Origin of the sequence: Bosea beijingensis (genome assembly GCF_030758975.1) — a bacterium.
In the GTDB taxonomy this organism is placed as follows: domain Bacteria; phylum Pseudomonadota; class Alphaproteobacteria; order Rhizobiales; family Beijerinckiaceae; genus Allobosea; species Allobosea beijingensis.
On the sequence record NZ_CP132359.1, the window covers coordinates 729219 to 754855 of the forward strand.

Annotated in this window: 20 protein-coding genes, 1 tRNA gene and 1 pseudogene; 10 read left to right on the forward strand and 12 right to left on the reverse strand. The window is 63.0% G+C overall.

Annotated features, from left to right (window positions below):
* Window positions 1-299 precede the first annotated feature (299 nt).
* Both Q9235_RS03620 and Q9235_RS03625 read left to right on the forward strand, forming a co-directional pair.
* Window positions 300-1355 (forward strand): threonine aldolase family protein, encoded by a 1056-nt coding sequence (locus tag Q9235_RS03620; protein WP_306225428.1) that lies wholly within the window; start codon window positions 300-302, stop codon window positions 1353-1355.
* A gap of 92 nt (window positions 1356-1447) precedes the next feature.
* Window positions 1448-2404, forward strand: a complete 957-nt coding sequence (locus Q9235_RS03625; protein ID WP_306225429.1) for a hypothetical protein — start codon at window positions 1448-1450, stop codon at window positions 2402-2404.
* A gap of 65 nt (window positions 2405-2469) precedes the next feature.
* Here the strand turns inward: Q9235_RS03625 and Q9235_RS03630 are convergent, their stop codons facing one another.
* Complete coding sequence (locus tag Q9235_RS03630) at window positions 2470-2940, reverse strand: Hsp20 family protein (protein ID WP_306225430.1); 471 nt, start codon at window positions 2938-2940, stop codon at window positions 2470-2472.
* Window positions 2941-3203: 263 nt separating this feature from the next.
* Here Q9235_RS03630 and Q9235_RS03635 point away from each other — a divergent pair, with 263 nt between their 5' ends.
* On the forward strand, window positions 3204-4259 hold the full coding sequence (locus tag Q9235_RS03635) for an alpha/beta fold hydrolase (protein ID WP_306225431.1): 1056 nt from the start codon (window positions 3204-3206) through the stop codon (window positions 4257-4259).
* Here Q9235_RS03635 and hisN read toward each other — a convergent pair.
* Complete coding sequence (gene hisN / locus Q9235_RS03640) at window positions 4164-4946, reverse strand: histidinol-phosphatase (protein WP_306225432.1); 783 nt, start codon at window positions 4944-4946, stop codon at window positions 4164-4166. The two genes, Q9235_RS03635 and hisN, sit on opposite strands and share 96 nt — an antisense overlap.
* A gap of 307 nt (window positions 4947-5253) precedes the next feature.
* Window positions 5254-6174, reverse strand: coding sequence for an N-formylglutamate amidohydrolase (locus Q9235_RS03645; RefSeq protein ID WP_306225433.1), 921 nt, complete (start codon window positions 6172-6174; stop codon window positions 5254-5256).
* A 222-nt stretch (window positions 6175-6396) separates the two neighbouring features.
* Between Q9235_RS03645 and cpdR the strand changes: the two genes are divergently transcribed.
* From cpdR to Q9235_RS03660, 3 genes are all read left to right on the forward strand, one after another.
* Window positions 6397-6756, forward strand: coding sequence for a cell cycle two-component system response regulator CpdR (gene cpdR / locus Q9235_RS03650; RefSeq protein ID WP_038363805.1), 360 nt, complete (start codon window positions 6397-6399; stop codon window positions 6754-6756).
* 167 nt (window positions 6757-6923) lie between these two features.
* Window positions 6924-6998, forward strand: a tRNA-Val gene (locus Q9235_RS03655).
* Window positions 6999-7777: 779 nt separating this feature from the next.
* Window positions 7778-7945 carry a hypothetical protein gene (locus Q9235_RS03660; RefSeq protein ID WP_306225434.1) on the forward strand — a complete coding sequence of 56 codons (168 nt, stop codon included), beginning with the start codon at window positions 7778-7780 and terminating at the stop codon, window positions 7943-7945.
* A gap of 1152 nt (window positions 7946-9097) precedes the next feature.
* Here Q9235_RS03660 and Q9235_RS03665 read toward each other — a convergent pair.
* The 4 genes from Q9235_RS03665 to Q9235_RS03680 form a co-directional block, all read right to left on the reverse strand.
* On the reverse strand, window positions 9098-9814 hold the full coding sequence (locus Q9235_RS03665; RefSeq protein ID WP_306225435.1) for a hypothetical protein: 717 nt from the start codon (window positions 9812-9814) through the stop codon (window positions 9098-9100).
* Between the two features lie 379 nt (window positions 9815-10193).
* Window positions 10194-10805: a hypothetical protein gene (locus Q9235_RS03670; protein WP_306225436.1), complete on the reverse strand. Its 612-nt coding sequence runs from the start codon at window positions 10803-10805 to the stop codon at window positions 10194-10196.
* 174 nt (window positions 10806-10979) lie between these two features.
* Window positions 10980-11777 (reverse strand): hypothetical protein, encoded by a 798-nt coding sequence (locus tag Q9235_RS03675; protein WP_306225437.1) that lies wholly within the window; start codon window positions 11775-11777, stop codon window positions 10980-10982.
* Window positions 11778-11987: 210 nt separating this feature from the next.
* Entirely contained in the window at window positions 11988-12722 is a 735-nt protein-coding gene (locus tag Q9235_RS03680) for a hypothetical protein (protein WP_306225438.1), read from the reverse strand.
* 467 nt (window positions 12723-13189) lie between these two features.
* Here Q9235_RS03680 and Q9235_RS03685 point away from each other — a divergent pair.
* From Q9235_RS03685 to tnpC, 3 genes and pseudogenes are all read left to right on the forward strand, one after another.
* Window positions 13190-13777: pseudogene (locus tag Q9235_RS03685) on the forward strand (relaxase domain-containing protein); the annotation flags it as partial.
* A gap of 87 nt (window positions 13778-13864) precedes the next feature.
* On the forward strand, window positions 13865-14218 hold the full coding sequence (tnpB, locus tag Q9235_RS03690) for an IS66 family insertion sequence element accessory protein TnpB (RefSeq protein WP_306228105.1): 354 nt from the start codon (window positions 13865-13867) through the stop codon (window positions 14216-14218).
* A gap of 68 nt (window positions 14219-14286) precedes the next feature.
* Window positions 14287-15852: an IS66 family transposase gene (tnpC, locus tag Q9235_RS03695; protein WP_306225439.1), complete on the forward strand. Its 1566-nt coding sequence runs from the start codon at window positions 14287-14289 to the stop codon at window positions 15850-15852.
* Between the two features lie 387 nt (window positions 15853-16239).
* Here the strand turns inward: tnpC and Q9235_RS03700 are convergent, their stop codons facing one another.
* The 5 genes from Q9235_RS03700 to Q9235_RS03720 all read right to left on the reverse strand — a co-directional run bounded on the left by Q9235_RS03700 (window position 16240) and on the right by Q9235_RS03720 (window position 24327).
* Entirely contained in the window at window positions 16240-18144 is a 1905-nt protein-coding gene (locus Q9235_RS03700; protein ID WP_306225440.1) for an ATP-dependent helicase, read from the reverse strand.
* On the reverse strand, window positions 18141-20042 hold the full coding sequence (locus tag Q9235_RS03705) for an ATP-dependent nuclease (protein WP_306225441.1): 1902 nt from the start codon (window positions 20040-20042) through the stop codon (window positions 18141-18143). The genes Q9235_RS03700 and Q9235_RS03705 overlap by 4 nt, the downstream gene beginning before the upstream one ends.
* Before the next feature lie 355 nt (window positions 20043-20397).
* Window positions 20398-21363, reverse strand: a complete 966-nt coding sequence (locus tag Q9235_RS03710; protein ID WP_306225442.1) for a nucleotide kinase domain-containing protein — start codon at window positions 21361-21363, stop codon at window positions 20398-20400.
* Window positions 21350-21949: a dTMP kinase gene (locus Q9235_RS03715; protein ID WP_422678264.1), complete on the reverse strand. Its 600-nt coding sequence runs from the start codon at window positions 21947-21949 to the stop codon at window positions 21350-21352. Before Q9235_RS03715 ends, Q9235_RS03710 begins: the two co-directional genes overlap by 14 nt.
* Window positions 21950-22032: 83 nt before the next feature.
* Complete coding sequence (locus tag Q9235_RS03720; RefSeq protein ID WP_306225444.1) at window positions 22033-24327, reverse strand: metallophosphoesterase; 2295 nt, start codon at window positions 24325-24327, stop codon at window positions 22033-22035.
* Between the two features lie 219 nt (window positions 24328-24546).
* On the opposite strand from Q9235_RS03720, the gene Q9235_RS03725 reads away from it, so the two are divergent.
* Window positions 24547-25614 carry a thymidylate synthase gene (locus Q9235_RS03725; RefSeq protein ID WP_306225445.1) on the forward strand — a complete coding sequence of 356 codons (1068 nt, stop codon included), beginning with the start codon at window positions 24547-24549 and terminating at the stop codon, window positions 25612-25614.
* Window positions 25615-25637 lie beyond the last annotated feature (23 nt).

Consider the following 25637-nt stretch of genomic DNA (forward strand, 5'->3'; position numbering starts at 1 on the left):
CGCGACCTCCAGCTAGATCAGCTTTTGGTCGGCGCGGTGAAAAATTGGACAGCAACACTGTCCTATTGCGGTGAACTTGCCAGAGTTCCAATCTACGCACAAGCGCCGATTTCGCGCTGCAGCGAAATTTTATTGCAAAATCGAATCCGCACCAGACATTTCCGGAATGAAAGCCTGACTCAGGCAGTCCGGTTCTTGTTTTTGAGCATAACACAGGGTCTTGCCCCAGCGCAGCGCGCAAACCCCCTCTTCGCCGGAGCCGCTTGGCAGGAAAACGCGCTGCGCCTAACCCTCAAGCCATGGATTTCTTCAGCGACAACACCGCCGCCGCCAGCCCCCGCGTCATGGCCGCGCTCGCCGCCGCCAATGCCGGCGCCGCTTCTCCCTATGGCAAGGACGACTGGACGCGCCGCGTCGAGGAGCGCTTCGCCGCGATCTTCGAGCGCGAGGTCGCGGTCTTCCTCGTGCTGACCGGCACGGCGGCGAACGCGCTGGCGCTGGCCAGTATCGTCAAGCCCTGGGGCGCGATCCTCACCCATGAGGAGGCGCATGTCGTAGAGGACGAATGCGGCGCACCGGAGTTCTTCACCAACGGCGCCAAGCTGGTCGACCTGCCCGGCACCGGCGCCAAGCTGAAACCGGAGACGGTGACGAAGGCGCTCTCGCATCTGCGCGCCGGCGATTTCCATCAAGTCCAGGCCCAGGCGCTGACGATCACGCAGGCGACCGAATGCGGCACGATCTATACGCCGGCCGAGGTCCGTGCCCTGAAGGACGCCGTCACGCCGCGCGGTCTCAAGCTCCATATGGACGGCGCCCGCTTCGCCAATGCGCTGGTCACGCTCGGCTGCACGCCGGCCGAGATCACCTGGAAGGCCGGCGTCGACGTGCTCTCCTTCGGCGGCACCAAGAACGGCGCGCTCGCGGCGGAAGCCGTGATCTTCTTCGACCCGGCCGAGGCCGAGGAGATGAAATGGCGGCGCAAGCGCGCCGGCCAGACGCTCTCCAAGGGCCGCGTTCTCGGCGCCCAGTTCGAGGGCCTGCTCGCCGACGATCACTGGCTCGATCTCGCCCGCCACGCCAATGCGCGCGCGAAGCGTCTGGCGGATTCGGTGACGCAGGGCAGCGAGGCCCGCCTCGCCTGGCCCTGCCAGGCGAACGAGGTCTTCCTCGTGCTGCCGCCCGCCGTCCAGCAGCGCCTGAAGGCGGCAGGCATCGGCTATTACGACTGGTCGGCCCGCTCGCTGCCAGCGGAAGCGCCGCTCAAGGATGGCGAAGTCGTCGGCCGGTTCGTCATGTCCTTCGCGACGGAAGCTGAGGACGTGGAACGCTTGGTCGCTGCGATCGCCGGTTGAGCGGGCGCATTTGCGCCCCGTTTCCAGCCGCATACCTGCCGCAATCCCTAACAAGACTGAATGGCGAGCAGTCAGTCGTTAAGGAATTTGGCATGGCAGATCGTTCGACCGCACCGGGGCGTATCGCGCTGATGGGCCTGGTCGTGGCCGGCGCAATGGCCGGCATGGCGGGTACCGCCAGCGCCCAGTACTACTATTACGACGATGGGTACGAGCCCTATCCCGCCTATGGATATGGCTATCGTTACGACTATGGCTACGCCCCGCGCCCACCCGCCGCGGTGCCGCGCGCGCCGGCTGCCGTCTCGCCCTACTCTGTCAACAGCGGCGCCGCCCGCCGTTACGGCCTTGTCCGGATCGAGCGCACGATCCGGCGCGACGACACCTATATCGTCGACGGCGTCACGGCGGGTGGTCAGCGCCAGCGCCTCATCCTCGACGCTTATGCCGGCGAATTGATCCGTCGCATCCCCTTGCGCGGACAGGCCGCCCCCAGCGTCGCCCGCGCCGACCCGCGCGAGGAACATGCTCCGCCGCGCCAGCGCTTGGTGCCCCAGCCGCCCGAGCGGCCTGCCGAACTGAAGGGGCCGACGGAAGCCAGTGCCCCGGCAACGACCGTGCTGCCCTCGCCGGCCGCACCGCCTGCGCCTGAGCCCGCCGCGCCAGTCGAGAAGCCGCCGGCCGAGGCCAGCGCGCCCGCGACGACCTCACCGCCGTCTCCTGCTGCGCCGCCTGCCCCCGAGCCGGTGAAGCCTGCGGAACCGGGCCCGGCCGAAGCCAGCGCCCCCGCGACCGTCGCACCGCCGCAACCCGCCAAGCCGGCAGAGCCCTCGCCCGGTGCGACCAATCCCGACACCGGAGCCGACAAGCCGAAGCTCGTGAACCCCAGCGATGTGCGCAATACCGAGGGCACCGAGCGCAAGCCGCCGCTTTCGACAGCCGCGCCCGCAGTCGAAGCCGGGTCAATCCCCCCGGTACAGAACATCGACTCCACGCCATCGACGCCGAAGCCCGAGACGCCGATCGCCCCGGTCGCCCCGATGAACTGATCCGCCAACAAAAAAGGCTCCCGTTTCCGGGAGCCTTTCGCTTTCAATCGAAAGCTTGGCGTAGGTTACGCGGCCTTGGCGACCTTGGCCTCGAGGACCTTGGCCGAACCGCCGGTGCCGATCGCGATCTGGCGGGGCTTCTTGGCCTCGGGAATCTCGCGCACGAGGTCAATATGCAGCAGGCCGTTCTCCAGGCTGGCGCCGGTTACCTGTACGTAATCGGCAAGCTGGAAGCGACGCTCGAAGGCGCGCGCGGCGATGCCCTGATGCAGGACCTCGCGCTTCTCGGCTCCCTCGACGGGCTGCTTCTCGCCCTTGACGGTCAGCGCGTTTTCCTTGGATTCGATGGAGAGGTCGCCCTCACCGAAGCCGGCAACCGCGATGGTGATGCGGTAGGCGTTCTCGGCGGTCCGCTCGATATTGTAGGGCGGGTAGCTCGGGGCGGCTTCGTTGCTCGTCGCCTGGTCGAGGAGATTGAACAGACGGTCGAAACCGACGGTCGAGCGATAGAGCGGGGAAAGGTCGAAATGACGCATGATATGTCCTCCGAAGAAGCGACAATGATGTCGGTCCGCCTCGCCTGAGCGCGGACCTTCGTTGCTTTCGCGCAGCCGGTTCTGGCCTGCACAGACCTGATCTGGGGAGGCGCTCGGGCTTTTCAAGAGCCGTTCTTTCGGGCCAGAAATCAGCCCTCGCATTTCTTTTCGACGCACCGACATGTTTTCGCAGGATATCCCGTGCAGGATGTCGGGCATGCGGCGGCCACGATCGATGACGTAGCCGAGATGCGGAGCAGTTGATGGCCGAGGCCGCTTTCTTTGCCGATCCGAACTACCCCGTCCCGGGGCATGGCAAGACCTGGCTCGCCACGACACGGGACGGCGCGTCCCTGCGTTTCGCAAGCTGGCGCCCGACGATAAAGCCGGTGCGTGGCACGATCGTCGTCGTGCAGGGCCGGGCCGAATTCATCGAGCGCTACAGCGAAACCGTCGCGGAACTGCGCCGCCGTGGCTTCCATGTGCTGGCCTTCGACTGGCGCGGCCAGGGCGGCTCCCAGCGCTTCGTCCGCCGCACGCGCAAGGGCCATGTCGGGCGCCTCAAGCACTACGAGGCCGATCTCGCGCTGGCCATGGCCGAGATGCAGGCGAAGCTGCCTCCGCCCTATTTTGTGCTCTCGCATTCGATGGGCGCCGCGCTCTGCCTCGATGCGGCTCGCTCGAATGCCTTGCCGGTCGCGCGCATGGTCGCGCTCGCGCCGATGCTCGGCATCGCGATGATTGCGCATCCCGGCCGGGCCAAGTTCCTGGCGAGTCTGCTCTACTGGCTCGGCCTCGGCCGTGCCTTCGTCCCGGGCGGCGGCGACACCGCGATCGCCACGAAACCTTTCGAGGGCAATCGCCTGACCAGCGACCCCGTCCGCTACGCCCGCAACGCCGTGCTCTCGGCGGCGGCACGCGATCTCAGCATCGGCGATCCCACCGTCGCCTGGATCAGGGCCGCCTTCCGCCTGATGGCGCGCCTCGGCACGCCCTCTGCCCCGCTGGAGGTGAAGGTTCCAACCCTGATCATCGCGGCGGGGCGCGATCCAGTCGTCTCGACGCCGGCGATCGAACGCTTCGCGGCGCGGCTCAAGACTGGCTCGGCGTTGGTCTTGCCGACCGCACGCCACGAGATCCTGATGGAAAGCGACGCGATCCGCGCCCAGTTCTGGGCCGCCTTCGACGCCTTCATCCCCGGCGAGGACCAGGCTTCGCCGGCCTCAGCCGGCGAGCAAGGCCATGGCGGCCTCATGCAGCGCCTTGCTGCCGGCCGCGAGGATACGCCCGCCCCCGGCAGCGCTGCCACCGTCCCATGAGGTGACGATGCCGCCCGCGCCCTCGATGATGGGTATCAGCGCGACGATGTCGTAGGGCTTGAGGCCACTCTCGATGACGAGATCGACATGGCCGGCCGCCAGCATGCAATAGGCGTAGCAATCGCAGCCGTAGCGCGAGAGCCGGACCTCCTTCTCGACGCGGGCGAAGGCCTTCGCCTCCGCGCCCTTGAACAGGGCCGGCGTCGTCGTCATCAGCGTCGCCGCTGCGAGATCTGTGGTCTGGCGCGTCCGCAGCTTCTTCGGGCCGCCCGGTCCTTCATAGCGCGCCTCGCGCCCGTCCCCGGAAAAGCGCTCGCCCGAAAAGGGCTGGTGCATCATGCCGTAGACCGGCACGCCGTTGCGGGTGAGCCCGATCAGCGTGCCCCAGACCGGGATGCCGGAGATGAAGGCGCGCGTCCCGTCGATCGGGTCGAGCACCCAGACATACTCGGCATCGGTGTTCTCGCTGCCGAATTCCTCGCCGAGCACGCCATGGGCCGGGAACTGCCGCTTGATCATGTGGCGCATCACCGTTTCGCCGGCGCGGTCGCCTTCGGTCACGGGATCGAACACCCCGCCGCGGGACTTGTCCTCCGTCGCATGCAGCGCCCGGAAGAAAGGCAGGATCGCCCGGCCGGACTGCGTCGCCAGCTCTGCGACGAAAGCGCCGAAATCGACTGCGCTCATGAATAGGCACTCCAGTTTGCTGCTTTGCAGCATAAACCCCGCGGTGGACCACTCGAACCGGGGCTCGGATGCGGAGATATCCGAAAAACCCTGGCTTTTGGCCATGGCATCATGCGCTCACCGCATGGCGCCATTGATTTCGCTGATTTTAATTGCGTTTTGCAGCGCACCCTCATATTGTGCATTGCGAAGGGGAGATGACCTCAAACCTTCATTGCCCTCCTTGGGCGTTTCCTCCCTAGACTTGGGCCGCCACGCAAGTGTGCGGCCCTTTTTTCTTGGAAATGGTCCCGCTCCGCCCCTGCCGCTATTCGGCCGCCTCGCGCCATTCGTCGAGCCAGCCGCTCCAGCGCGCGAAGCAATCCGCCATCACAGCCGTCATCGCCTGCTCGACTTCGCCGAAACCGGCATGCGGCTCCAGCGTCGCCTCGTTCATGTAGAGCGCCCGGTTCACCTCGATCTGCAAGGCATGCACGCCGGCCGCCGGCGCGCCGTAATGCTCGGTAATGAAGCCGCCCGCATAGGGCCGGTTGCGGGTGACGCTGAAGCCCAGTCGCGTGAAGGACTGCTCGGCAATGTCGATGATGTAGCCGGCAGCGCTGGTGCCGAAGCGGTCGCCGAGAATGATGTCGGATTTCGCCAGCCCGTCGCGATCGAGCCCGGCCGAGGGCATCGAATGCGCATCGACGAGGATGCAAGTGCCGAACACACCTTGCGTACGCTGGACGAGGCTGCGCAGGCCGGCGTGATAGGGCCGGTAGAGATCCTCGATGCGGGCGAGCCCCTCCTGGACCGGAATCTTCCCGAAATAGATCTCCTGCCCGTCGCCGACGATCCGGGGGATCGTGCCGAGCCCGCCGGCGACCCGCATCGAGCGGGTATTGGCGAAGGGCGGCACCCGCCCCTCGAACATACGCGGATCGAGCTCGTAGGGTTCGCGATTGACGTCGAGATAGGCGCGCGGGAACTCGGCCACGAGCAGCGGCGCGCCGAGCGAGACGCTCTGTGCGAAAAGCCTGTCGACATAGGCGTCTTCCGAGCGCCGGAGGCTACGCAGGGGCAGGCGCGCCGCCTCGACGAATCCGCGCGGATAACAGCGGCCGGCATGCGGCACGTCGACCACCACCGGCACGACCTGGAGGGCCGGCTGGTAGAGGCTGAACGGCCGCTCGATCTCGGCGACGACGTCGTCCGGCGCGGGCGGGAAAGGAGCTGAGGACAGGCTCATCACGAGCGACTGAAGCACACAAACCTGACTGGTTGAAGCGATGTCGCGAACCCCTGTAAATTCTCTGCTGGATTCACGCGTTGTTTACCATGATGTTGCCTTATCAAAGGACATGGTTCCAACTGTGCGGCCGGGTGAGTACCCAACCGTTCCAGACCCGGCCTTGGCCGCGGTGCCAGACGTTATAGAAACACAGGCCTCAGGGACGCATAGATCAGGCCCATGACGAAGATACTGCTCGCCGAAGACGACAACGATATGCGTCGCTTCCTGGTCAAGGCCCTGCAGAATGCGGGCTATGACGTCGCCTCATTCGACAACGGCCTGTCGGCCTATAACCGCCTGCGCGAGGAGCCGTTCGAGCTCCTGCTGACGGATATCGTCATGCCCGAAATGGACGGCATCGAGCTGGCGCGTCGCGCCACCGAGCTCGATCCCGACATCAAGGTGATGTTCATCACCGGCTTCGCCGCCGTGGCGCTGAACCCCGATTCGCAGACCCCGAAGGATGCGAAGGTGCTGTCCAAGCCCTTCCATTTGCGCGAGCTCGTCAACGAAGTCGAGAAGCTGCTGGCGGCCTGAGCGCCGTTCGGCATCTCGCGAAAAGAGATGCCAACAGCCTCGTGAGAATTTATGCGGCAAACGCCTTGCCACCCGCGAAGCGAGCCGCTATAGCCCCCTCACCTCGCAGCGTGAACGCGGCCAACACGGCTCGGACACGCTTCCGGAAGCCTCCTCAGGGCGGCGACGGGCGCGTAGCTCAGCGGGAGAGCACTACGTTGACATCGTAGGGGTCACAGGTTCGATCCCTGTCGCGCCCACCATTTAACCCCCTGTTCTGTAAGGCCTTTACGGAACGGGGGGTTCCTCCAATCTTCCTCAGTTCATCGCGATTCAATCGCACTTCAATAGCAAAGAGCCGCGTATCGGTGAGCTTCTGCAGCTCGCTGATGACGAAGTCGGTCGCGAGCGCGACGTCTTCGAGAATATCGAAGGGTAGCCCTTCGTAGTGCTCGGTCGTTGCAGAGCCCTCCCTAACGGTGTGACCGAGCCATCCCGAGCGAAACTCGCGCGACACTCCAGGGCACAGCTTCCTGACATGGGTGCTCATGAAGGAGCGGAAGGATTTCTGGGTGAGATCAGGCACTCCGGCATCGTCAGCGATTCGCTTGATGGCCTGCTTCACCTGCTTCACTCGCTTTCCCTTGTAGACCAGGAGCGGAACTGCCTCTCGCGGCCTTTCGCCATATCGCTTGATCCAGGCAGCCACGTCTTCCTGTGACCAGCGGTCGAGCCAATCGGCCAGCCCTCGAGTCACCGGAATGTCGGGTCGGCGCTTGTTCGTCTGGATCCGGCCCACCGGGTTCAGCTTCACGATGCCGATCGTCCGATCGTACTGAGTCCCAGGATCAAAGTCCGCGATGGCTTCCGGGCGAGCCCAGGTGTTCAGAGCGAGGATGATCCAGCGCTTGAGATGGGGTGTCTCCACGGCGTCGATGAAGGTCGCCATCTCGGCCATCGACGGGACGAAGCCGCCTTTTCGAGGTGGGGCAATCCTGAGCTCTCGCGAAATGCGGACACGCTGATAGACGATCTTCGGCGCATGGGCGACGAGCGCCCCTTCGACATGACGACCGATCGGATCCACACGCATCTTGACAGCGGCAGCGTCGTTCAGGGCAGCGCCGAGAACGCTCAATGTGCGATCAATATATGCGGCGCTGTGGTTGTGCCGTTGATGGCAAAACCGGGCGAGATCCAGCTGCCGTGATGGCGTCCAGAAGGAGACTGGCACCGTCAGGTCCTTTGCGCCGTCCCGCAGGTACTCGACGATGATTTCAATCGCGCGCGCCGCCTGAGCCTCGCTCGCAATCGTCGTCGCGTGGCCGTTCAGATAGGCCTCGAGGACGTGAACCGTCAGGACCTCTCCCGGGAGGGGGCACTCTTCTGCCGATCTGGCGGGAGCGGCTGCGACGAGTGCGACCAGGGCCTGCCGCGCTTCTTCGCCATCCGCAGTGCGGAGGCTTCTGCGGCGGACCGTGCGAGTTCCGGCGTCATAACGGCAGGCGTAGTAGATGCCTCCGCGTTCGGGATGGGGGACGTCGAGATAGTAGCCTCCGTACTCCCAACCGATGGCGCCCGGATTGGCGCTTGCAGTGCTGGGGACGGATCGCGACTTTTTGGACATGACGAAGGCCTTCGATACTGGCGATTGATGTAGGCTTGGACATCCTCAGGGGTGAAGCGCGGCCCTACCGGGAACGCGTAGAAATCGATCGCTCCGGACTTTCGGGCGCGCCGAAGCTCGCCAGAGCGGAAAAAAGGCCATAGGGCCTCGACTTCCTGCTCGGTGAGGTATTTTTCCGGGGGGATCACATCGAGAACCATCACGGCACACTGCCGCGCTGATACCGATGAGGATCGTCAAACGAGGGGACGGTTTGCGGCACGAGTGATTCCACGGCTAAACCCCGCCCTAAGGCGCAGCGTCCGTGCCTCACTCGAATTCGCCCAGGCTGGCACATTTGCCTGGCACGGCGGGATCGCGGGTCTCAACGCGACGGCCCAGCGGGATCTGTTTACGCCGACCCCTAATTCGTTCCAACGACGCGGCCGCTACGAACATGAGCCGTAATCGACCAAGACCTTCCGGATGTCGAATGCCGACGGCCTCCGGTTGCCGCCGGCGCTGCCGAACATCGTGGTCACGCGGCAACAGCGCTGTTTCATCGGAAGGCGAAGGGGCGAGGTATCCCGGTGTGTGGAGAATCCCGCTGGCCGTCACCCGCGACCCGAATCGATCACGATGCACAAAGAACATAGCATGAATTCCTATGAGATCGAAGCCACCGAGCTGCTCGAGGCTTTGTGAGGGCAAGCGGGACCTGCGCCGCTGCAAGCCTCGCTCTTGGCTGCGATGAGGTCAGGTTCGTCCGGCCAGTTTCTGGCGCTCGCGACGTCGCATGACGAGCGTCGTCGCGAGCAGGGTGGCGAGGCCGCAGCCCGTCATTGCCTCGCGCGAGACGGCCGCATCGCCAGCGATGTCGCAGGCCCGTCCGAGATATGTTTCGAAGAGTTGCTCCCGCAGGAGTGCGACTTCGCCGATGAAACCGTTGGAGTAGGGCTTGCAGGAATAGTCGCTCTGCAGCACCTCTCTGTGCCAGGCTGCAAGCGCCGAGAGCTGACGATCATCGATGCCATCGCGCAGGCTCTTCCCAGCCATGGGCACTTCGGCTCCGCCGATCAGATGAGTGTCAAGATCACAGCTGGCGACCCCTCCCGCTTCCGGCAGGAACGTGGCGAGAAGATCCCGGAACACTGCGTTGTTCTGCAGCGGTCTTTTGACCAGCAGCGCCATCAGCAGGTCGCTCGCGATCAGCAGATCGGCAGCATTAGCAGCCTCGGCGAATTCAGCAGTATCGCGCCGGCTTGGAAGCGCTTTGGTCGCTTCGCTGATTACCTTCATGCGCGCGTAGGCGTTAACGAGGAAGGCCTCGGAGTAGCCAGGCAAGCTATTGCTCTGAAAGAACGAATTGAATGCCTCGCGCTGGTCGGGCGAGCAGTCGAGAATGGCCGACATCGCGTCGGTAATCGGCGGCTTGCCCGGTGAGCTAACATGCCCGAAGGTGATGATAGTCATAGTCTTCACTTTCAGTATTTTGTCTTTCGGGGGTTATTCGGAATTACTTCCAAACAATCTTCTTTGTGCCTCGACTGACCTCGTGCATCCGTTTTGGCGTTCGAGAGCAGCGGAACGGACTTCGACGAAGATGCTGGTCTGTCGCGGCGGATTATTCCGGGCCGCTGAGCATGCTTGGCAGGCCGCGATGCCTTTATGGCATCGGATACACGGCGAAGCGTGTACGGCGAGATCTGGCATCCTAGGCCCAAGGGGCTTGCGCCGGTCCGGGCGCCGTGTGATCGGCACGTCGTGTTTTTGAGCATGTGCCTGGCGGATTGCAGCCGTTGACGACCGCAATCCGAGTTTCGAGTGCTCTCGAAGCATCCGAGCGGTGAGCTCAGATCGCGTTGCCGCCGCTGGACGTCTGCACGAGGCGGACACCTGGGAGGTTCAGTGCCATGATCGCTTGCTGGACCTCGGATCGGCTTCGACAGGCGACGTAGCACCCCGCCTCATTGCGGATGCCGATCTCGACGATGGCGCTCGTCGGGATGGTTTCGAACGACACGTACCAGGTCGAGGCTTTGATGAACCCGCCACCGGAGAGGATCAGGGCACGGCGCGTGTCCTTGTCGACTTTGGTCGTCGACCACTGAAGCCAGTTGAAGAGACCATGACTGTGCTCAGGGAGGTCGATTTGGATGCGAACCTGTCGCTTGTCAGCGAAGCGCGCTCCATTTGGCGGACGAACGCCGTCAGCCTCCTCGAAGAAGCGGCGCTGGCTCGCGGTGAGCAGCCCAGGCTCGCCAAGCCCGTGTTCAGCTGGATCGGAATCGGTGGTCAGGTTGACGCCGTTAGCGATCAGGTTCCGACCGTAGTACCTGCGCTTGTCGGGCTTCTTCATGTTCCCAACGAGGTTGGGACTGTCGATCACGACCTCCCCGCGATTGAGGCCGTACGTCATGATCGACTCGATGTGTTCGATCGCGGTGAAGTGATACAGTTCCATGCGGCAAACTCTCTACTTTCTCGGGGGTAATTCCCCTTTCGCTACGCCGCGGACTTCTCTCAGTGAAAAAGCCCCGCACTCGGTGAGGCAGGGCTTCTCTGTTCGTTTTGGATCGAGATCGAGCGGGTAATAGAGCGGAGACCTCGCTGCGGGCCCTTGGCCCCTCGCAGAGCGTCAGAATGCCTCGCGATACCGCTTCGCGGCGTCGGCCATGCCCTCGCCTTCGAGCCAACGGAGGAGCACGTCCGATGGAGCAGGCTTTTGGCCGTAAGCATGGGCCAGCAAGGTTGAGCCGGGTCGATAGATTGTGACCGTCACGCCGCCGAACGGGCGTTGCTTAGGCCCGGGACTCTCGTGGTAGGGCGACAGGGCTCGTAAGATGACGAGCCGCACCATATCGCGCACGACGGTGTTGGCATGAGGGATCCAGATTTCATCCGACCCGGTGTTCACCAGCCAGGCACTGTCGACCTCGATGAGCCTGTCATGACCGACGGGCGACAGCCACATCGCGAGGCTGACGGAATAATCCCTTTGCAGCGCCATGATGCAGTTGCGGTCGGTCATGGCGAGGCTCTGCATGATCTCGGTGACGCGAGCTGGGCCCAATCGCGCGTGCTGAGCCCTTGGATGATTTGCCGCGCCGGATGATGCGCGGGACGTGACCCGCCAACCATTTGCAGATCGTCCGGGCAAAATCTCGCTTGTTGCCGCTCGCAACTTCGGAAGCACATCGGCGCGCGTCAGGCTTCGGGCCCGAAAGATGGCCTCGAGCACATCGTCGTATTTGGCCCGAGCCTGTTCAACCGCATCGAAAGGGGTCTTTGCCTTGTCGCTGTACTGGAACAGCGGATGGCCGTCGGCGGAGTAGAGGCGCACGCTGTGCTGGCGCAGGCGATCAGCGACTTTCGGCTTTGCGGCCGCCGAGCCCAGGCTGTTGGGCGAAGTGATCTGGTGAATGGCGTTCGTCATGTCTGGTCCCTCTTCTTTCTCGGGGGTGCTTTCTGCCTTCCCTCGAAATCACCGATTTCTCGTCTGGTCCGCCGAAGGCGTTCTGGCTCGCAGCGGTCATCGAGCCACCCTGCGGTTTGTCGAGGACGCGCATTGCGACCTCGACAATGGCAGGTCACCGTCAAGGCGAGGCCACAAGGCAGGCCCGGTGATGCCGCCCGCCTGGAAGCTTCAATCCTCGCAGGGCATGAGGATGCCGCGAGGGTCGGGTTCGCGGTCGGCGAGTTCCACGGAGAACGCAACCGCGATGACGCAGGCGTGGCGGGCCCGGACGCCGAGCCCGGTTTCGGGCAGTTTGAATTCGCGGCCGTCGACATTGCTGAACAGCGCATCGTGAACGATGGCGATGTCGCTGAAGAGACCGATGACGTGGTCACGGGCGGGAGCGGAAGTGCGACGCGCCCGCGACCACCGTGCGATCTGTTGAAGATCGCTGTCGGTCATGCCCTCGGCGAGATCATGAAGGCCCAGCGCTTTGGCCCTGTCAGCTGCGATATGCAGATCGACGGAGCCGGCGCGCTCCCGCACATCGGGCAGGACCAACCCGATGGCGTCTTTGACTCGTGCGAACGTTTCTTTGCTGTCATCTGCAAGGAGCGCGGCGACGAGGTCTGCGGCGATCAGAAGGTGCGCAGCCTGGCAGGCATCCCGGTCACAGGCGGCGAGCGGCTGCATATGACGTTCGGCGAAGTAGGTGCGCAGCACGAAGATGCGCAGGATCGCGCGAGCGATCAGGCCCTCGGCGACTTCGGCGCCGCGTTGACGCAGGCCATAGTGCCATTGGTCGAGGTAGTTCGCGGGCGCATCAGCGAGCATAGCGCTGAGCGCGTCGGTGAGCACCGGTTCCCCCGGCTGCGAGACATGCCCGAAGCAGGCGCGAGGGGCGAGGCGAGCGGCGTTCGTCATCTTGATTTTCCTTTCTCAGGGGTTTTGGGATCTCAGTCCCAAAGGGACCTCCTTTTTCGGAATTGCCTCTTCTCGTGGGCGCCGATCGTTCAGATGGTCGCCGTTCCTTGCCGCGGGCGTTGAGCCCGCCAGCCAACGGCTTTGCCGGAGGCCCCGGCACCGAGAGGTGACGGCGAAAAATTTTTTTGGCCTGTCCGCTTCGTGCGGCGTCGTCTGTTGTTTTGATAGTTCTATGCACCAACGCTTCGCGGCCTCGCGATGGTGCTCACGCAAGCGGCCGACGCGTGCAGCGCAGAGGGCTCTTGCGTGCCTCGCCCGGTACATTTCCTCAAGCCGCCCGAGCGACCCGAGGCGGCAACTCAAGGCCTCTCGTCAGACCTAGGATGCGCCTGCGGATGTTGTTTAGACAGTTCTATGCACCAACAGGTGGCGTGGCCAACGCGCCCGTTCTCAATGGCTTATCAACCATGGTCAAAAGCCCCCTCGAGAATTGGGCACCCACCTGCCTCATCCCTCAAATTGTCTGCAATCTATTTGGGGGCCGCTATCGGCATCGCCAGTTGAATGACCGCGATGAAGTCGGGGGATTTTGCGTGGCGGTTTCAGACAACGCGGCGTTCGTCGCATCCTATTACTATCAGGAAGCAGGCCTCGCAGCGCGCGACGATCTGGCAAATGGAGTCTGGTACGCGCCAGATATCCGCATGAAGGTGCCCAACGGCACGCCCGTCTCTGAGGCTGACCTCAGAGAGGTACTCAAGCGTCGCTTGCCCTGGACTAACGAAACCGGGCCGGCCAAACGCGAGAGCAAGCAAAAGACGCCCACGAAGAAAGGCAGTGCCTCGATCGAAACCACGTCCGCAAGAGACATCAGCTTCTCGGTGCCGAAGTCCGTCTCCCTCGTCTGGGCGCTGGGCACGCCGGATATCCGGATGAAGATCGAGGAAGCTCAGCATCGCGCCGTGAAACGCGCCATGGACCTGTTCTTCCAGAATGTCGCTCTTGAGCGCATTGGCAATTCGAAGGAACAGAAGACGCGGCCTGCAATCGCGTTCTGCGCGCTCTTTCTGCACGGAACCTCGCGCAATGCAAAGCGTGATGACGGCAAGCTCCATCCCGATCCGTGCGGTGCGGGCCTCGCGATGATTGTGCCAGGCGTCGATCTGAAGATCTACATGGCGACGCGCCCTGTCGACTTCCGTCGCGGCCTCGACGGGCTTGCCGCGACGGCGCAGGAGGTCCTCGGCCTTGATCCTTATAGTGGTGCGGCCGTCGTCTTCCGCGCCAAAAGGGCTGACCGGATCAAGATATTGGTCTGGGATCGCACCGGGCTGGTGCTGGTGCACAAGCGGCTGGAGGGTTCGAAGTTCGTGTGGCCGCAGGTTCGCGATGGCGTGATGCGGATGTCGCCGGCGATGTTTGCGGCGCTGTTTGAGGGACTGGATTGGCGCCTGATGCGTCCCGAACGGGCCCGGCGTCCGCAGCTTGCCGGGTGAGTGCGGCACACTGACTCAGGGGCGCGCCGCGCATGGCGCTGACGGTGGATCCGTGCTCGAAATAGCGCATGAACGTCGCCGTTCTCCACGACGAGGTCGAGCGTCTGAAAGCCGAGCTGGCGCAGACGCAAGAGGCCCTGGCTCAGTCCGAGGAAGCACGGCGGCGGCTGGAGAGCATCGTCAGCGACTTCCAGCGCGAGAAGTTCGGCGCCAGGTCCGAGAAGCTCTCCTGCGATCAATACCATCTGCCGCTGGAGGACGTCGAAATCGCCCAGGGCGTGCTCGACGCCGCCCATGAGAAAGCGCAGCGGATCATCAAGGGCCGCCCGGACGGCGCCTGCGCTTCTCATCGGCGCAACCGCGGTCACCTGCCGGCCCATCTGCCGCGGGTGGAGCGGATCATCGAGCCTGAGAGCAGGCTGTGTCCGTGCGGCTGCGGCGAAATGGCCAGGATCGGCGAGGACGTCAGCGAGCGGCTGGACGTGGTGCCGGCGCAGTTGCGCGTGCTGGTCACCCGCCGCCCGAAATACGCCTGCCGCCGCTGCTCGGGCGCGGTCGTGCAGGCCCATGCCCCCGAGCATGTGGTGCCGGGCGGCCTGCCCACCGAGGCGCTGATCGCCCAGGTCATCGTCGCCAAGTTCGGCGATCACCTGCCGTTCTACCGGCAGGCCGAGATCTATGCCCGCCAGGGCATCCGGCTCGATCGCGCGACACTGGGTAACTGGGCTGGCCGGGCCTGCTTCCATCTCAAGCCCATCGCCGAGCGCATGCGCCAACATCTGGCCGCGGCAGGTCGTCTGTTCATGGACGAGACCACCGCACCGGTGCTCGATCCTGGACGAGGGAAGGTCCGGAAGGGCTTCTTCTGGGCGATCGCTTCCGATGACCGCGGTCATGGCGGCCAGGGCCCGCCCATCGTGCTGTTCCACTATGCGCCGGGGCGCAGTGGCGAGCATGCGGAACGCTTCCTTCAGGGCTTCCGCGGGCAGTTCCTGCAAGTCGACGCCTATGAGGGGTACGATCGGCTGGCGCGCCTGGAACGGCCGCAGGGGCCCTGGAGGCTCGTCCATTGTTGGGCCCATCTGCGCCGACGGTTCGTCAAGCTGGCGCGCAACACCAAATCCCCGATCGCCGAGGCGGCGATACGCCAGATCGCGGCGCTCTATGCCATCGAGGCGACAGTGCGCGGGGCAGCGCCGCAACTGCGGCTCGCCGCCCGGCGGGAGCATTCCGCGCCGATTATCGCCGCCCTCAAACCATGGCTCGAGAAGCAGCTGTCGCTGATCTCCTCCGGATCCAGACTGGCCGAAGACATCCGTTATGGGCTCGCTCACTGGGAGGGGCTCACCCGCTTCCTCGAAGATGGCCGCCTCGAGCTCGACACCAACCCCGTCGAGAACGCCATCCGGCCAGTCTGCCTGACCCGAAAAAATGCTCTGTTCGCGGGCCATGAGGTCGGGGCCGAAAACTGGGCTTTGCTCTCATCCCTCGTCGCCACGTGCAGGCTCAACGACGTCAATCCCGTCGCCTATGTCGCAGAAACCCTCGACGCCATCATCAACGGCCACCCACAAAGCGCCGTCGAAGACCTCATGCCATGGCGCTTCCGGAAAACCTCAAGCCCAAATCCGTAGGGCCGCGGCGGAGCGCTTACCAACAGCCGCGTAGGCCCGGGCGACATCGACCGGATCGTGAAGCGATGAGTAAGGCATCTCAAACCAAGTGGCCCCGCCGGCACCGGCCGACGGGGCAAATTAAGGGAGGAAACGCCGGATGGGGCAAGACCGAATCTGCCACTGCAGAGAGCGGCGCGACACCTACCCCTGGGTTTAATCGACCGAGACCTTCGCCAGAAAGCGCACGTGTCGCGTGGGCACATTGTGCCGGCAGCAGGGTGAATATTGGCCCGTTGCGGACTCGCGGAACGTCCGCTTTCAGGCACCTAACTTGCGAGAAGATGCTGCGGCCGAAACTTGCCCTCGGCTAACCTTCGAAAGGACCGCTTGTGTGCCGTAGCAACCTCAGATTCCCATCTCCGCTAGGAACCTCGACGGCAACTTGGTCCATCCCTTGTAGGACTTGGCGCGCGATAGCGTCAGCGTTTCCATGCAGCGGGTGATAGCGACGAAGCAGTTCCGTCGTTCTTCCTCAAGCTGCGGACTGTTGTCCCCCTGCTTTTTGCTCTGGAAGGATGGAAGTACGTCTTCTGCTAAGCCCAACAGATACACGTGGTCAAACTCGTTGCCCTTCGACCCGTGGATTGTCAGGAGCGGGATGACGCCAGCTTCTAGCGGCGGCTCCTTCGATCTCAGATCAAGTTCTTGGAGAAAGGCCTCGAGGGGCGCCGTGCGGCCGACCGCGCCGATGATTTCCTTGTAGAGGTCCTTCCATGCCCGCGCATCCTCGTCGACCGACGGATGCTCTTCGAGCAACGTTGGCGCAGCCGCCGCAAGGGCCGCGTTCGCAGCCCTGAGGTACCTCTGAAAGTCCGAACGCTCTGCTAGGTCGGACCTCACTATAGGGATGATTTCAGCGCCGAACGGAGAGAGGGGCAGATCAGTGGTCGCCTTTGCCCAAGTGCGCAGCAAGTCGCCGTTCGTGGATTTTGCCCTCGCTACCAGTTGGGCAGTGTCGAGCTCAAAGCCCCACATCGCGTTGCCAATTTCGACGAAGTTCTTGAACTCCCGCTCGTCGGAGCGGCGGTTCGCGACTTGGAGGCTCGTGTGGAGCCATTGGTACGGAACACTAGCGAAGCTGTCCCGTCTCTGGGCGATTTGCGCTTGAATCCCGCGCTTCCCTAGCTCCTCTTGCGTTGCCTGAAGGATCGCTTTGGTCCGCGCGATGACAACGACATTGCCGGCGGCGTAGCCGTGGCGGGCCTTAATATCAGCCGCGATGCCAACGGCCTCGTCGGAGTCCTCATCGAACTCGAAAACCCGCACCCGATCCGGCACCGTCGGCATCGCCTTGCCGGAGAGAAGGGGCTGCTTGTTGGCGGTGCGGAGCCGATTGTTGGCCACCAGGCGGTTCGCCATCTCGACAACCTCGCTGGGGCAGCGATAATTCGTAGGCATCTGTAGGATTGCTGGCTCGTAGTCCTTGGCAAATTGCTGCAGTCGTTGAGGACTGGCACCGTTCCACTGATAGATGACCTGGTCGTCATCCGCGACGACGAACACGTTCTTGTAGACGTCCCCAGTCAGCGCGCGCACAAAGGCGTATTGCGCCAAGTTGGTATCCTGAAACTCATCAAGGCTTATGTATCGATAGGTCCGGCGATATCGCTCGGCCATGAGTGGAAAGTCGGTGAATAGCTTATGCGCCATGTAGAGAATGGCGGGAAAATCAAGAGCGTTCTCGCGAGCAAGATGGTCAACGTAGGCTTGATAGGCAGCGGCAAACCGGGTGCCCCGATCCGGATCAGCGAAAAACCGGAGGCAGTTGTCCGGTCCCGCCAACCGATCCCGCAGACCGTCCAGCACAGGGAAGGCTTTGGAAAGCGGTTCACCGAGGTTAAGGTCAGCTGCGCGCAGCGCTTCGGCCAGCAGCAGTTCACGGTCCCCAGGATTTGAATAGATTTTGAAGTCCGTCTGAACGCCGATGTGGGATCCGGACTGGCGGAGAATTTCGCAGGCGAAAGCATGGAAGGTGCCGACGTACAGCCGCCCAACGGCGTCCGGCGCCAACTGCTCAATGCGACTTCGCATTTCGTCAGCGGCGCGGGTCGTGAACGTCAGCGCCAAAATGCGCCATTTGGCGGCGGGCTCATTTGCGAACAACCGCGCTACGCGCGAGGTTAGGACACGCGTTTTACCTGATCCAGGCCCGGCCAGAAGCATCAAAGCTCCGTCCCCCCAACTCGCAGCTTCGCGCTGGATATCGCTGAGGGTCTGGAAAGCTCCGTCGATGGTGTTCTGATCGCTCATTCGCATGCCCCGATCCGAACGAATATGCGCCGGAACTGCGCAGGTATATGCCCCCGATCAGCGGTTAGCCGAATCTGCGCCCCGACCCGGACAGCAACGACCTCTTTGTTCGCCGCTGCATAGGCCAGGATCGCCTGATCCTCGTCCGCGACCGCTGGGTCCAACTCTCGCACTGCCGCTAGAAGGCACGGGCGGAGGGCGCTCTCGAGGATCAAGCGCTCAAGATCGAAGCCGGCCGGAAGCTGCGTCACCCGGTCCGCAATCTCCGCCTCGGTGAAGTTGTGGGTGCGAAGTTGGTCAATGTGATCATTGCCGCCATTATCGCCATCGCAAATCATGGACCAAGGATATTCAAGGGCGCGCGCCAGAGCAGCGAACGCTCCGGGGCTTCCATTGTTTTGATAGTCGATCACCGCGATGCCGTGGGCATCAAGAGGACAGCCAAGTTTTTCCGCGACTGCGCCCAGAATCGCATACTCGGCCTGGCCCTCGCAAAGCAGCCACTTCGACGCGAAGAATATCTCACCGCGAATGCGCTTCGCCCAGCTCTCAAGCTTGGAGATTTCCTCCTCGGCGATGAAGGTCCGGCTCGCATCACGCAGAGCCTTCAAGGCGGCGTGATGCTGCTGCCGGTCGGCGTCGGTGTAACAGCGGAGCAGCCCACGATATTGGTCTTCCGTGAGCGTCTTCGAGCAGACAATTGCCCCCTTGGAGGCGTCCCATGCTAGGCCGTCGGGAAGCTTCGCTATCTCCGCGGCGAGGGCGGCATTGTGCGGCACCTGCGCAAACGCCACCCGGGGGATGACGGCGGCCCGCGGTCCCCCGGGGCCACGGCGGAGAACGACGATGTCCTTGAAGGGCACGTTCTGAACGAAGAAGGGCGAATGCGTGGTAATCAGCTTCTGACCCGGAAGCGCCTTGACCGACTCCCACAGTGATCGGCAGGCTTGCGGATGAAGGTGAGCTTCGGGCTCCTCCAGCGTGAGAACCGGCTCGGTCTCTTCATGTAGGGAGGCCGAAAGTGCGTTTTCGACGAACGCTCGAAACAAGAAAATCACCGCGAGGCTTTGTACTCCGTGCCCATGTTTCTCGATAGGCAACCAGGGGTCTTGCGCTTGGCCCTGAACTACGACCTCTGCCTTGCTGATGATCTCCCACAAGTTTACGGGGATGGCGCGCACGTCAACGTCCCCGGCGGCGCCGTTCGCGATCACCGCGCTAATGGCGCGGAGCGTGGTCTTGATAGCATCCAGCTTCGGATCGGCGCCGAGCAGCTGGGTATTAAGGGCAGCGAAGCGCTGCTCAAGGTCGGCGGCCACTTCGTCGTCGACTTCGATCGTCTTGAGTAGGCTGCCCCAAAATCGAGAGCGTCCGCCAAACTCGACGCTGGCGTCGCGCATGGCGGACATTGAGAAGCACGGCACGTAGTCGAAGAAGCGCGATAGGTTTTGGTTTCGAGCACCGGCTCCGGCGAATGGGACGTCCTGGTCGTTGATGAACTGCCAGACCGGCTCGACTGATTTGGCAACGCTCTCAAACGTGCAGCCGACCTGCATGCAGATTGAGTTTAGGCCATTGTGCGGATTGGTCCGCACAATGTCTGAAAGCTCGTCAATGAGCGGTTGCGGCCATTCGGCCGGCTGGGCCTCGGCGAGCCACACCTTGATCAGGATTTCGGGCCTCGGTTCGCCGGCGTCGCGCTGAAAAGGAAAGTCGTACTCTGAAAAACCCGTGTGCCCCGAACGCCCCCATTTCCTGCCGAGGGCGATCTTCACAGCATCAAGTACCGCTGACTTGCCCGCGTTGTTTTCCCCGATGATCACCGAAGTCGGCGATAGCGCGATATCGAGGTCGCGGATGCACCTGAAGTTCTTAATGACGAGGCGGCTGATGTGCATCGCGGTTCATCCGGAAGATGGTTAGGTGCACCGGTGCCGTGCATCAGGCCTGCAGCATAACAATGGGAAGCTAACGCATTTCAAGTTGCAGCGGCAGCGCTACAACGGGTCACTCCGCCTGGCGAACGTCTGGATACGTCGCTCGCCGATGGATCCCGCATCGATCGCGATGGCGATACGGCGATTTCGACCTTTTTGGATGCGCGCTTTCTATCAGTAAGAAATCACTCCGACACAGGAGGATCGCGCCGGCAGATTTTAAGCTATTATTTGTCGCGCGTAGCGGCAGACGCAGGCTCGCCACGTCTGGCTAAGGTATGACTGGAGTATCCGAATGGTGGGAATCTCTATCGCCTTACCGGAAGGCAGGTTTTATACCTAGGTTCCAATGAGCCGGAAATCGAGGGGGCGCCAGCGGTTGCGGATCGGTTCGATAGATTTGCTTGATCTTCGTTCGGCCTGCGAGGCCCGGTATCTCGGGATGCGCCACGCGGGAATACTTCGAGATCTCGCAAAACAGGTTCTGGCAGTCGATCGGTTGCAGAGGCCTTCCGAATAGGCCCTTGAAGTTGATGCCTCGCGACGAAAACTCTTCGTGCTGGCGCTCGGTCACGCGCATGATGACCTGCTCGGGCGTCAGTCCCGACGTCGAGCCGAAGCATTTCGAGATACCGTCCAGAGCACCCGGGCCTGCGACGACGAATGCACCTTCGTCGAATCGAAGCATCTCCGAATAATTGATGTCAATCGCATATTGGAAGGCCAGAAACCGGCCGACGCCTGGATAGGCGCGCAGTTTCTCGTAGACGTCCGCCAAGCCCGCGGATTGATGCAGTCTTTCCGCCAGCCTCTCCCTCATCATGAGGCGGACAAGCGCCAGATGGTTCGTGTGCTTACGCAAGCCGCCCAGCTTGGGCGACGGCATAATGTAGGCGGCGGAATATATGGGCGTCCGTATACGCAGCTCCTCCAACGCGCGATCGACGTCTTCCAGGTTCGTGGATCCGAATGATACGGCACCGCATTCGCGCTCAATGTGCCGCCACGTTTCGATCTTGTTGAAGAGCTTGAAGAGAATGGTGCGGAAGAAGACTTCCCGCGGATCCTGGGACCGCCCCGGACCGTTTTGTACTTCGGTGATCAGGTACTGGCTCACCCGGTCCGCGGCCCTGTAAGCGTTCGTGAAACGATACCGCAGCAGGATCGGGTCCTTGGTCCATGGGCCCGGGCTGCCGCTCATTCGGCGCTCGTAGATCGCGTGCCGCTCGGCGGCGAACCGCCAGAACGTATCGTAGACCACCGTCGGTTCAAGCGTCGCCATGGCCGCCCGTCGGATTGGGGGCGCGGGTGGCGCCGTTTATCGCGAGTTCAAGCTGGGACAATATCGTGTCCAAGGTTCGCTCGAACGTCCCTGAATTTTCCACGAGAGCCACGGGATGGAGGGCGCGCGCGTCGTGCGCAAGCTTGGCGTACTCGCGGCGCAGTTCGGCCCGCATGTCCAGGTCGCCCGCCGCGGACTCCGCGCTCGACCGATCGAGGAGCACTGCTAACGAGGGCTCGACGCTTTGCCAGGCCAAGCGCTCGGCGGCGACGAGGCTGGAAAGCAAATCCCGAGAGACGCCGCCAGCGGTCCCGTAGGCGATCGTCGACCACCAATAACGATCAAGCACGACGTTGATGCCATCCTCCAAAGCAGGCAGGATCAACCGCTCAATGGCGTCCAAATGGGCCGCGACGTGGAGGGCCTGTAGCGCGGCAGGAGCGATCGCGTCGATGCCGAACTCCCGGGGTGCGTGGTGGAGGCGGTATACGTGTTCGCCGAGCGTCGAGGGCATCCGCCCGGGGAAGCGATGGACGATGCTAGGAGAGCCGCGTTCGCTCAAGCGGGACGACAGCGCGTCCGCCAACGTGGTCTTTCCCACCTCGTTGGGGCCTTCAAGGACGACGAGAAGGCCTCGGGCCCCGCTTATCGGTGGCATGGCGCGAGGCGTCATGCCGGAACGGGCTCGATCGATGCATCGCGCTCGCCGGCTTCCAAGTGGGACATGCGGGATTCGTCCAATAATTTGAGTTGGTCGCAGAGCGCCGAGGCCCTATCCGCCCAATCGCGAAACGCGGACCAATCCTTCGACGACCGCTCGTACTTGCGGTTCTCACGTGCCAAATCCTTGAGAGTGGCAGCGAGACCGCGTCCCTCGTTGGGGTCGGTCGACGTCAGCGCCTCCACGTATGAAGCCAGGATCTCCAGGCTGTCTATTGCCACGGGAACGCCGTCCGCGTTGAAGGCGGTCTTCTCGGTGGCCGCTTTTTGGTCGGCGAGATATTGCAACCATTCAGCTGCGACCGCTTTCAATTCCGACCGAGGCGGGGAAACGACGCACAGGTAGCTCGCCAACGCCATGAGTTTGGCCGGCGCCTGGTCAAGCCATCTGTCGATCGCCGGTACCGCCACTTGGCCAGGCGCGCGACTCACGACGGCGCGGGCGTCGGCGGCGATCGTGGTGATCCGACCAGGGCTACAGCCGAGCTGCTCCGCGACCTCCAATTGAAGCTTCCGAAGTTCGGCGACGTTTATCGGCCACCAGTGCTTGAATTCCTGGGCACGATAGTAGGCCGTGCAGTCCAGATGGCTCCCCCCGGCCTCGGCGGAACGCCTACGGAACTGCACCAGGCAGAACGACGCGAAGTCCTCGCCCTCGCCGGATTGGCCAAAATCCCTAAGCGGATCTATCAAAACCGCGATGGCCCGCGAGGTGGAAGCGGAAGCCTTCAGCAAGGCAACCACCCTTTGAACCTGATCGAAGCGGCCTGCGAAGCGACGCAGGCGTGTCCCATGGACGTAAGGAAATCTCGGTTCCAGCGCCGAGGTCGGCAACTGCCACCAGGATGCGAGATCCTCGACCCACGCGTCGAGCTCCGGCTGTTCGGTCGCGTTCGATGCGACGTCGGGATTTGGGTACGTACTCGGGAACGGCAGCTTGGGAGTCTCGTCGTCGGATGCCGGTTTAGGAGCCGGCAGGTCGAGATGCACGATGAGCATCCCCTTGTCTGCCTCTTCCTTGGCGGCTTGGACGGCCTGCGCGTAGACGTCGTCTATATCGGTGCCGTTGATGACGACCGGCCCCCCCTGAACCTGTTCGTTCGTCCTCCACAAGCGGCCACCGTACACGGCTCCTTTCGCCAGCTTGAATCCCAACCGACCGAGCGGGATCTGCTCGACCTCGACCTTCGGAGCCCCGGGCAAGCCCGCGATTGTGATGAGGCGCATGGAACTCGCATCGGTAGGACCGTCGACCGTTCCACCCGAGATGACCATGATACGTCGCGCATCCGTCTGCACGGTCTTGTCGTGATCGTAGATATAGTCGTAGGCCAAAGCCTCCACGTGCTTGTGGCCGTGAATGACGATGTCGATCTCGTTCTGTTTGAGATAGGTCCGCAGGCCGCTGACGTTCACGATGTCCCCGAAGGGCCGCAACTCCTCCCGGATCGAGGGGGCCAGCAAATGGTGATGCATCAGCACGATCCGGACGGGCTTTCTCCGATCCTGATTGCTGTCGTCGATAAGCGGTTTCATGGCGCCGAGCTGCTGCGGCGAAACGCGCGCGATGTCGTAGAGCAGATGCTTTTCGTATGGCGCTCGGATGTCCCTCGCAATGAGGTCGGCGACTTCCTTCCGAAGGTCCTCCTGGCTTTCGAGGAGCTGGTCGATTTTATCGATGGCCGCCGCCACGGTTTCAGGCAGCCTGACCTGGGTGTGCGACCAGTTGCACGTGTTCAGCGGATAGATCACCCAGCTTCCGTCTGGTGCGGCGAAGCGGTGCTCGTCGAAGTTCGTAGCCGCGATGGACGGTCCGTCGATGTCGTCCAGCCAAGGAGTGACGGCCGGATTTTTCTTATCGCGCCATATTTCCGTAAACTCCGCGTACCGCTTTTCGCTACCCGGATCGCTTCCTTGAGGTACGTCGTGATTTCCGGGCGTCGCAACGAAGCGAGCGCCACAGGACATCACGCCCCCGAGCTCTTCCCTCAGAACCTCGCGTAATTCTTTGTGACCGTTGGGAAGGCCCTTGTCCTGAGCGTCGCCTGAAAAGAGCACCCCGTCCAGCTTCCGGTCCTCGGCCTTCAGCCTCTCGGCCAATTGCCTGACGGTAATGCGAAGGGCGTCGATACGGCGAACCGGGCCTATGCCGGGTACGTCTAGTTTTAGATCTTCTTGGTTGCTGAGACCGCCCGGTTTGAGATGGGTATCGGTGACGTGTAGGAAAGTCGCCGTCGTGGCCATTTGCATCCGCCGCCAAGCCCTTGAATTGGCCGAGCATAAAATACCCAAGGGGCGCTCGGCGAGATCGGTCGCAACGATATTTGGGGATGACGGGCGCCCCGTTGCTCCACTTTAGGCGAAACTCATGTCCGGGACTGCCCATTGCTATAGGATGAGGTCGGAACGAATCTTGGACATTCGCGCCGACTGGCGCATCGATCCGAACGGGCAGGGAGCGGCATGAGTTGTGAGCGGCTGGACGACGAGGATCCTCTTCAGGCGATCCCGTTCTTCCACGGCGCGACCGCCGACGAGGCGTGGGTGGGCGCGGTTCGCGCCGTTACCGGAAGCCTCGGCGAGCCAATCGAGGGGCGCGGCGGCGCGACGAAGGAGATCCTTCACTCGACGATGCGAATAACCGATCCCACGCAGAGGTGGGTTTTTTCGCGCTGCCCCGCGATCAATCCCGCTTTCGCGATAGCCGAGGCGTTCTGGATCCTTGGTGGCAGGGACGATGCGAGGTTCGTTAATTTCTGGAATCCGGCCCTGCCGAGGTTCGCGGGGCACGGCGCCCGTTATGACGGAGCCTATGGCAAGCGCTTGAGAAGCGTGTTCGGGCGCGATCAGATCGAGTTGGCCATCGACTCGCTGGCGGGTAACCCGAGCAGCCGGCAAGTGGTGCTCCAGATATGGGATCCCCGCGTTGATCTTTCGGACGATCGCGGCCGTCCGCCGTCGCCAGACGTGCCGTGCAACGTCTGCTCCATCCTCAAGGTGCGTTCCGGGCGACTGGAATGGCTACAGGTTCTCAGAAGCAACGACGTTTTCCGCGGCACGCCCTATAACGTCGTCCAGTTCACGATCCTGCAGGAATACATAGCTGGCTGCTTGGGTCTGGAACTAGGTTCGTTCGTGCTCGTCGCCGACAGCCTCCACGCCTACGAGGCGGACATGGAAAAGTATCGAGTCGGCGAATGTCCGCATCCTCGCAGCGAATGTCGCATCGCCCTTCCGCGCGCATCGGCGAAGGCCGCGTTGGGGAAATGCATAGGATTTCTCGAAGAGCTTTCGAGCGAGGCCCTCGTCGAAGCCCGCTTCGCGGAGATCGTGCGGGCGGAAGGCCTGCCCTCAGGTCATGCAGATATGGTTCGGATTGCCGCGGCTGACAGCGCTCGGCGAAGGGGATGGGAGGCGCTCTCCAAATCGGCGTCGGACAGCTGCCGCGATCCGGCTCTCAGGGTCATTTGGGCGCAGTGGGTGCTGGACCGGACTAGCGCGCCGTCGAGCATGCCGCGAAAAGTGGGCTAACGAGTGGACGGGCGCACCGCTTC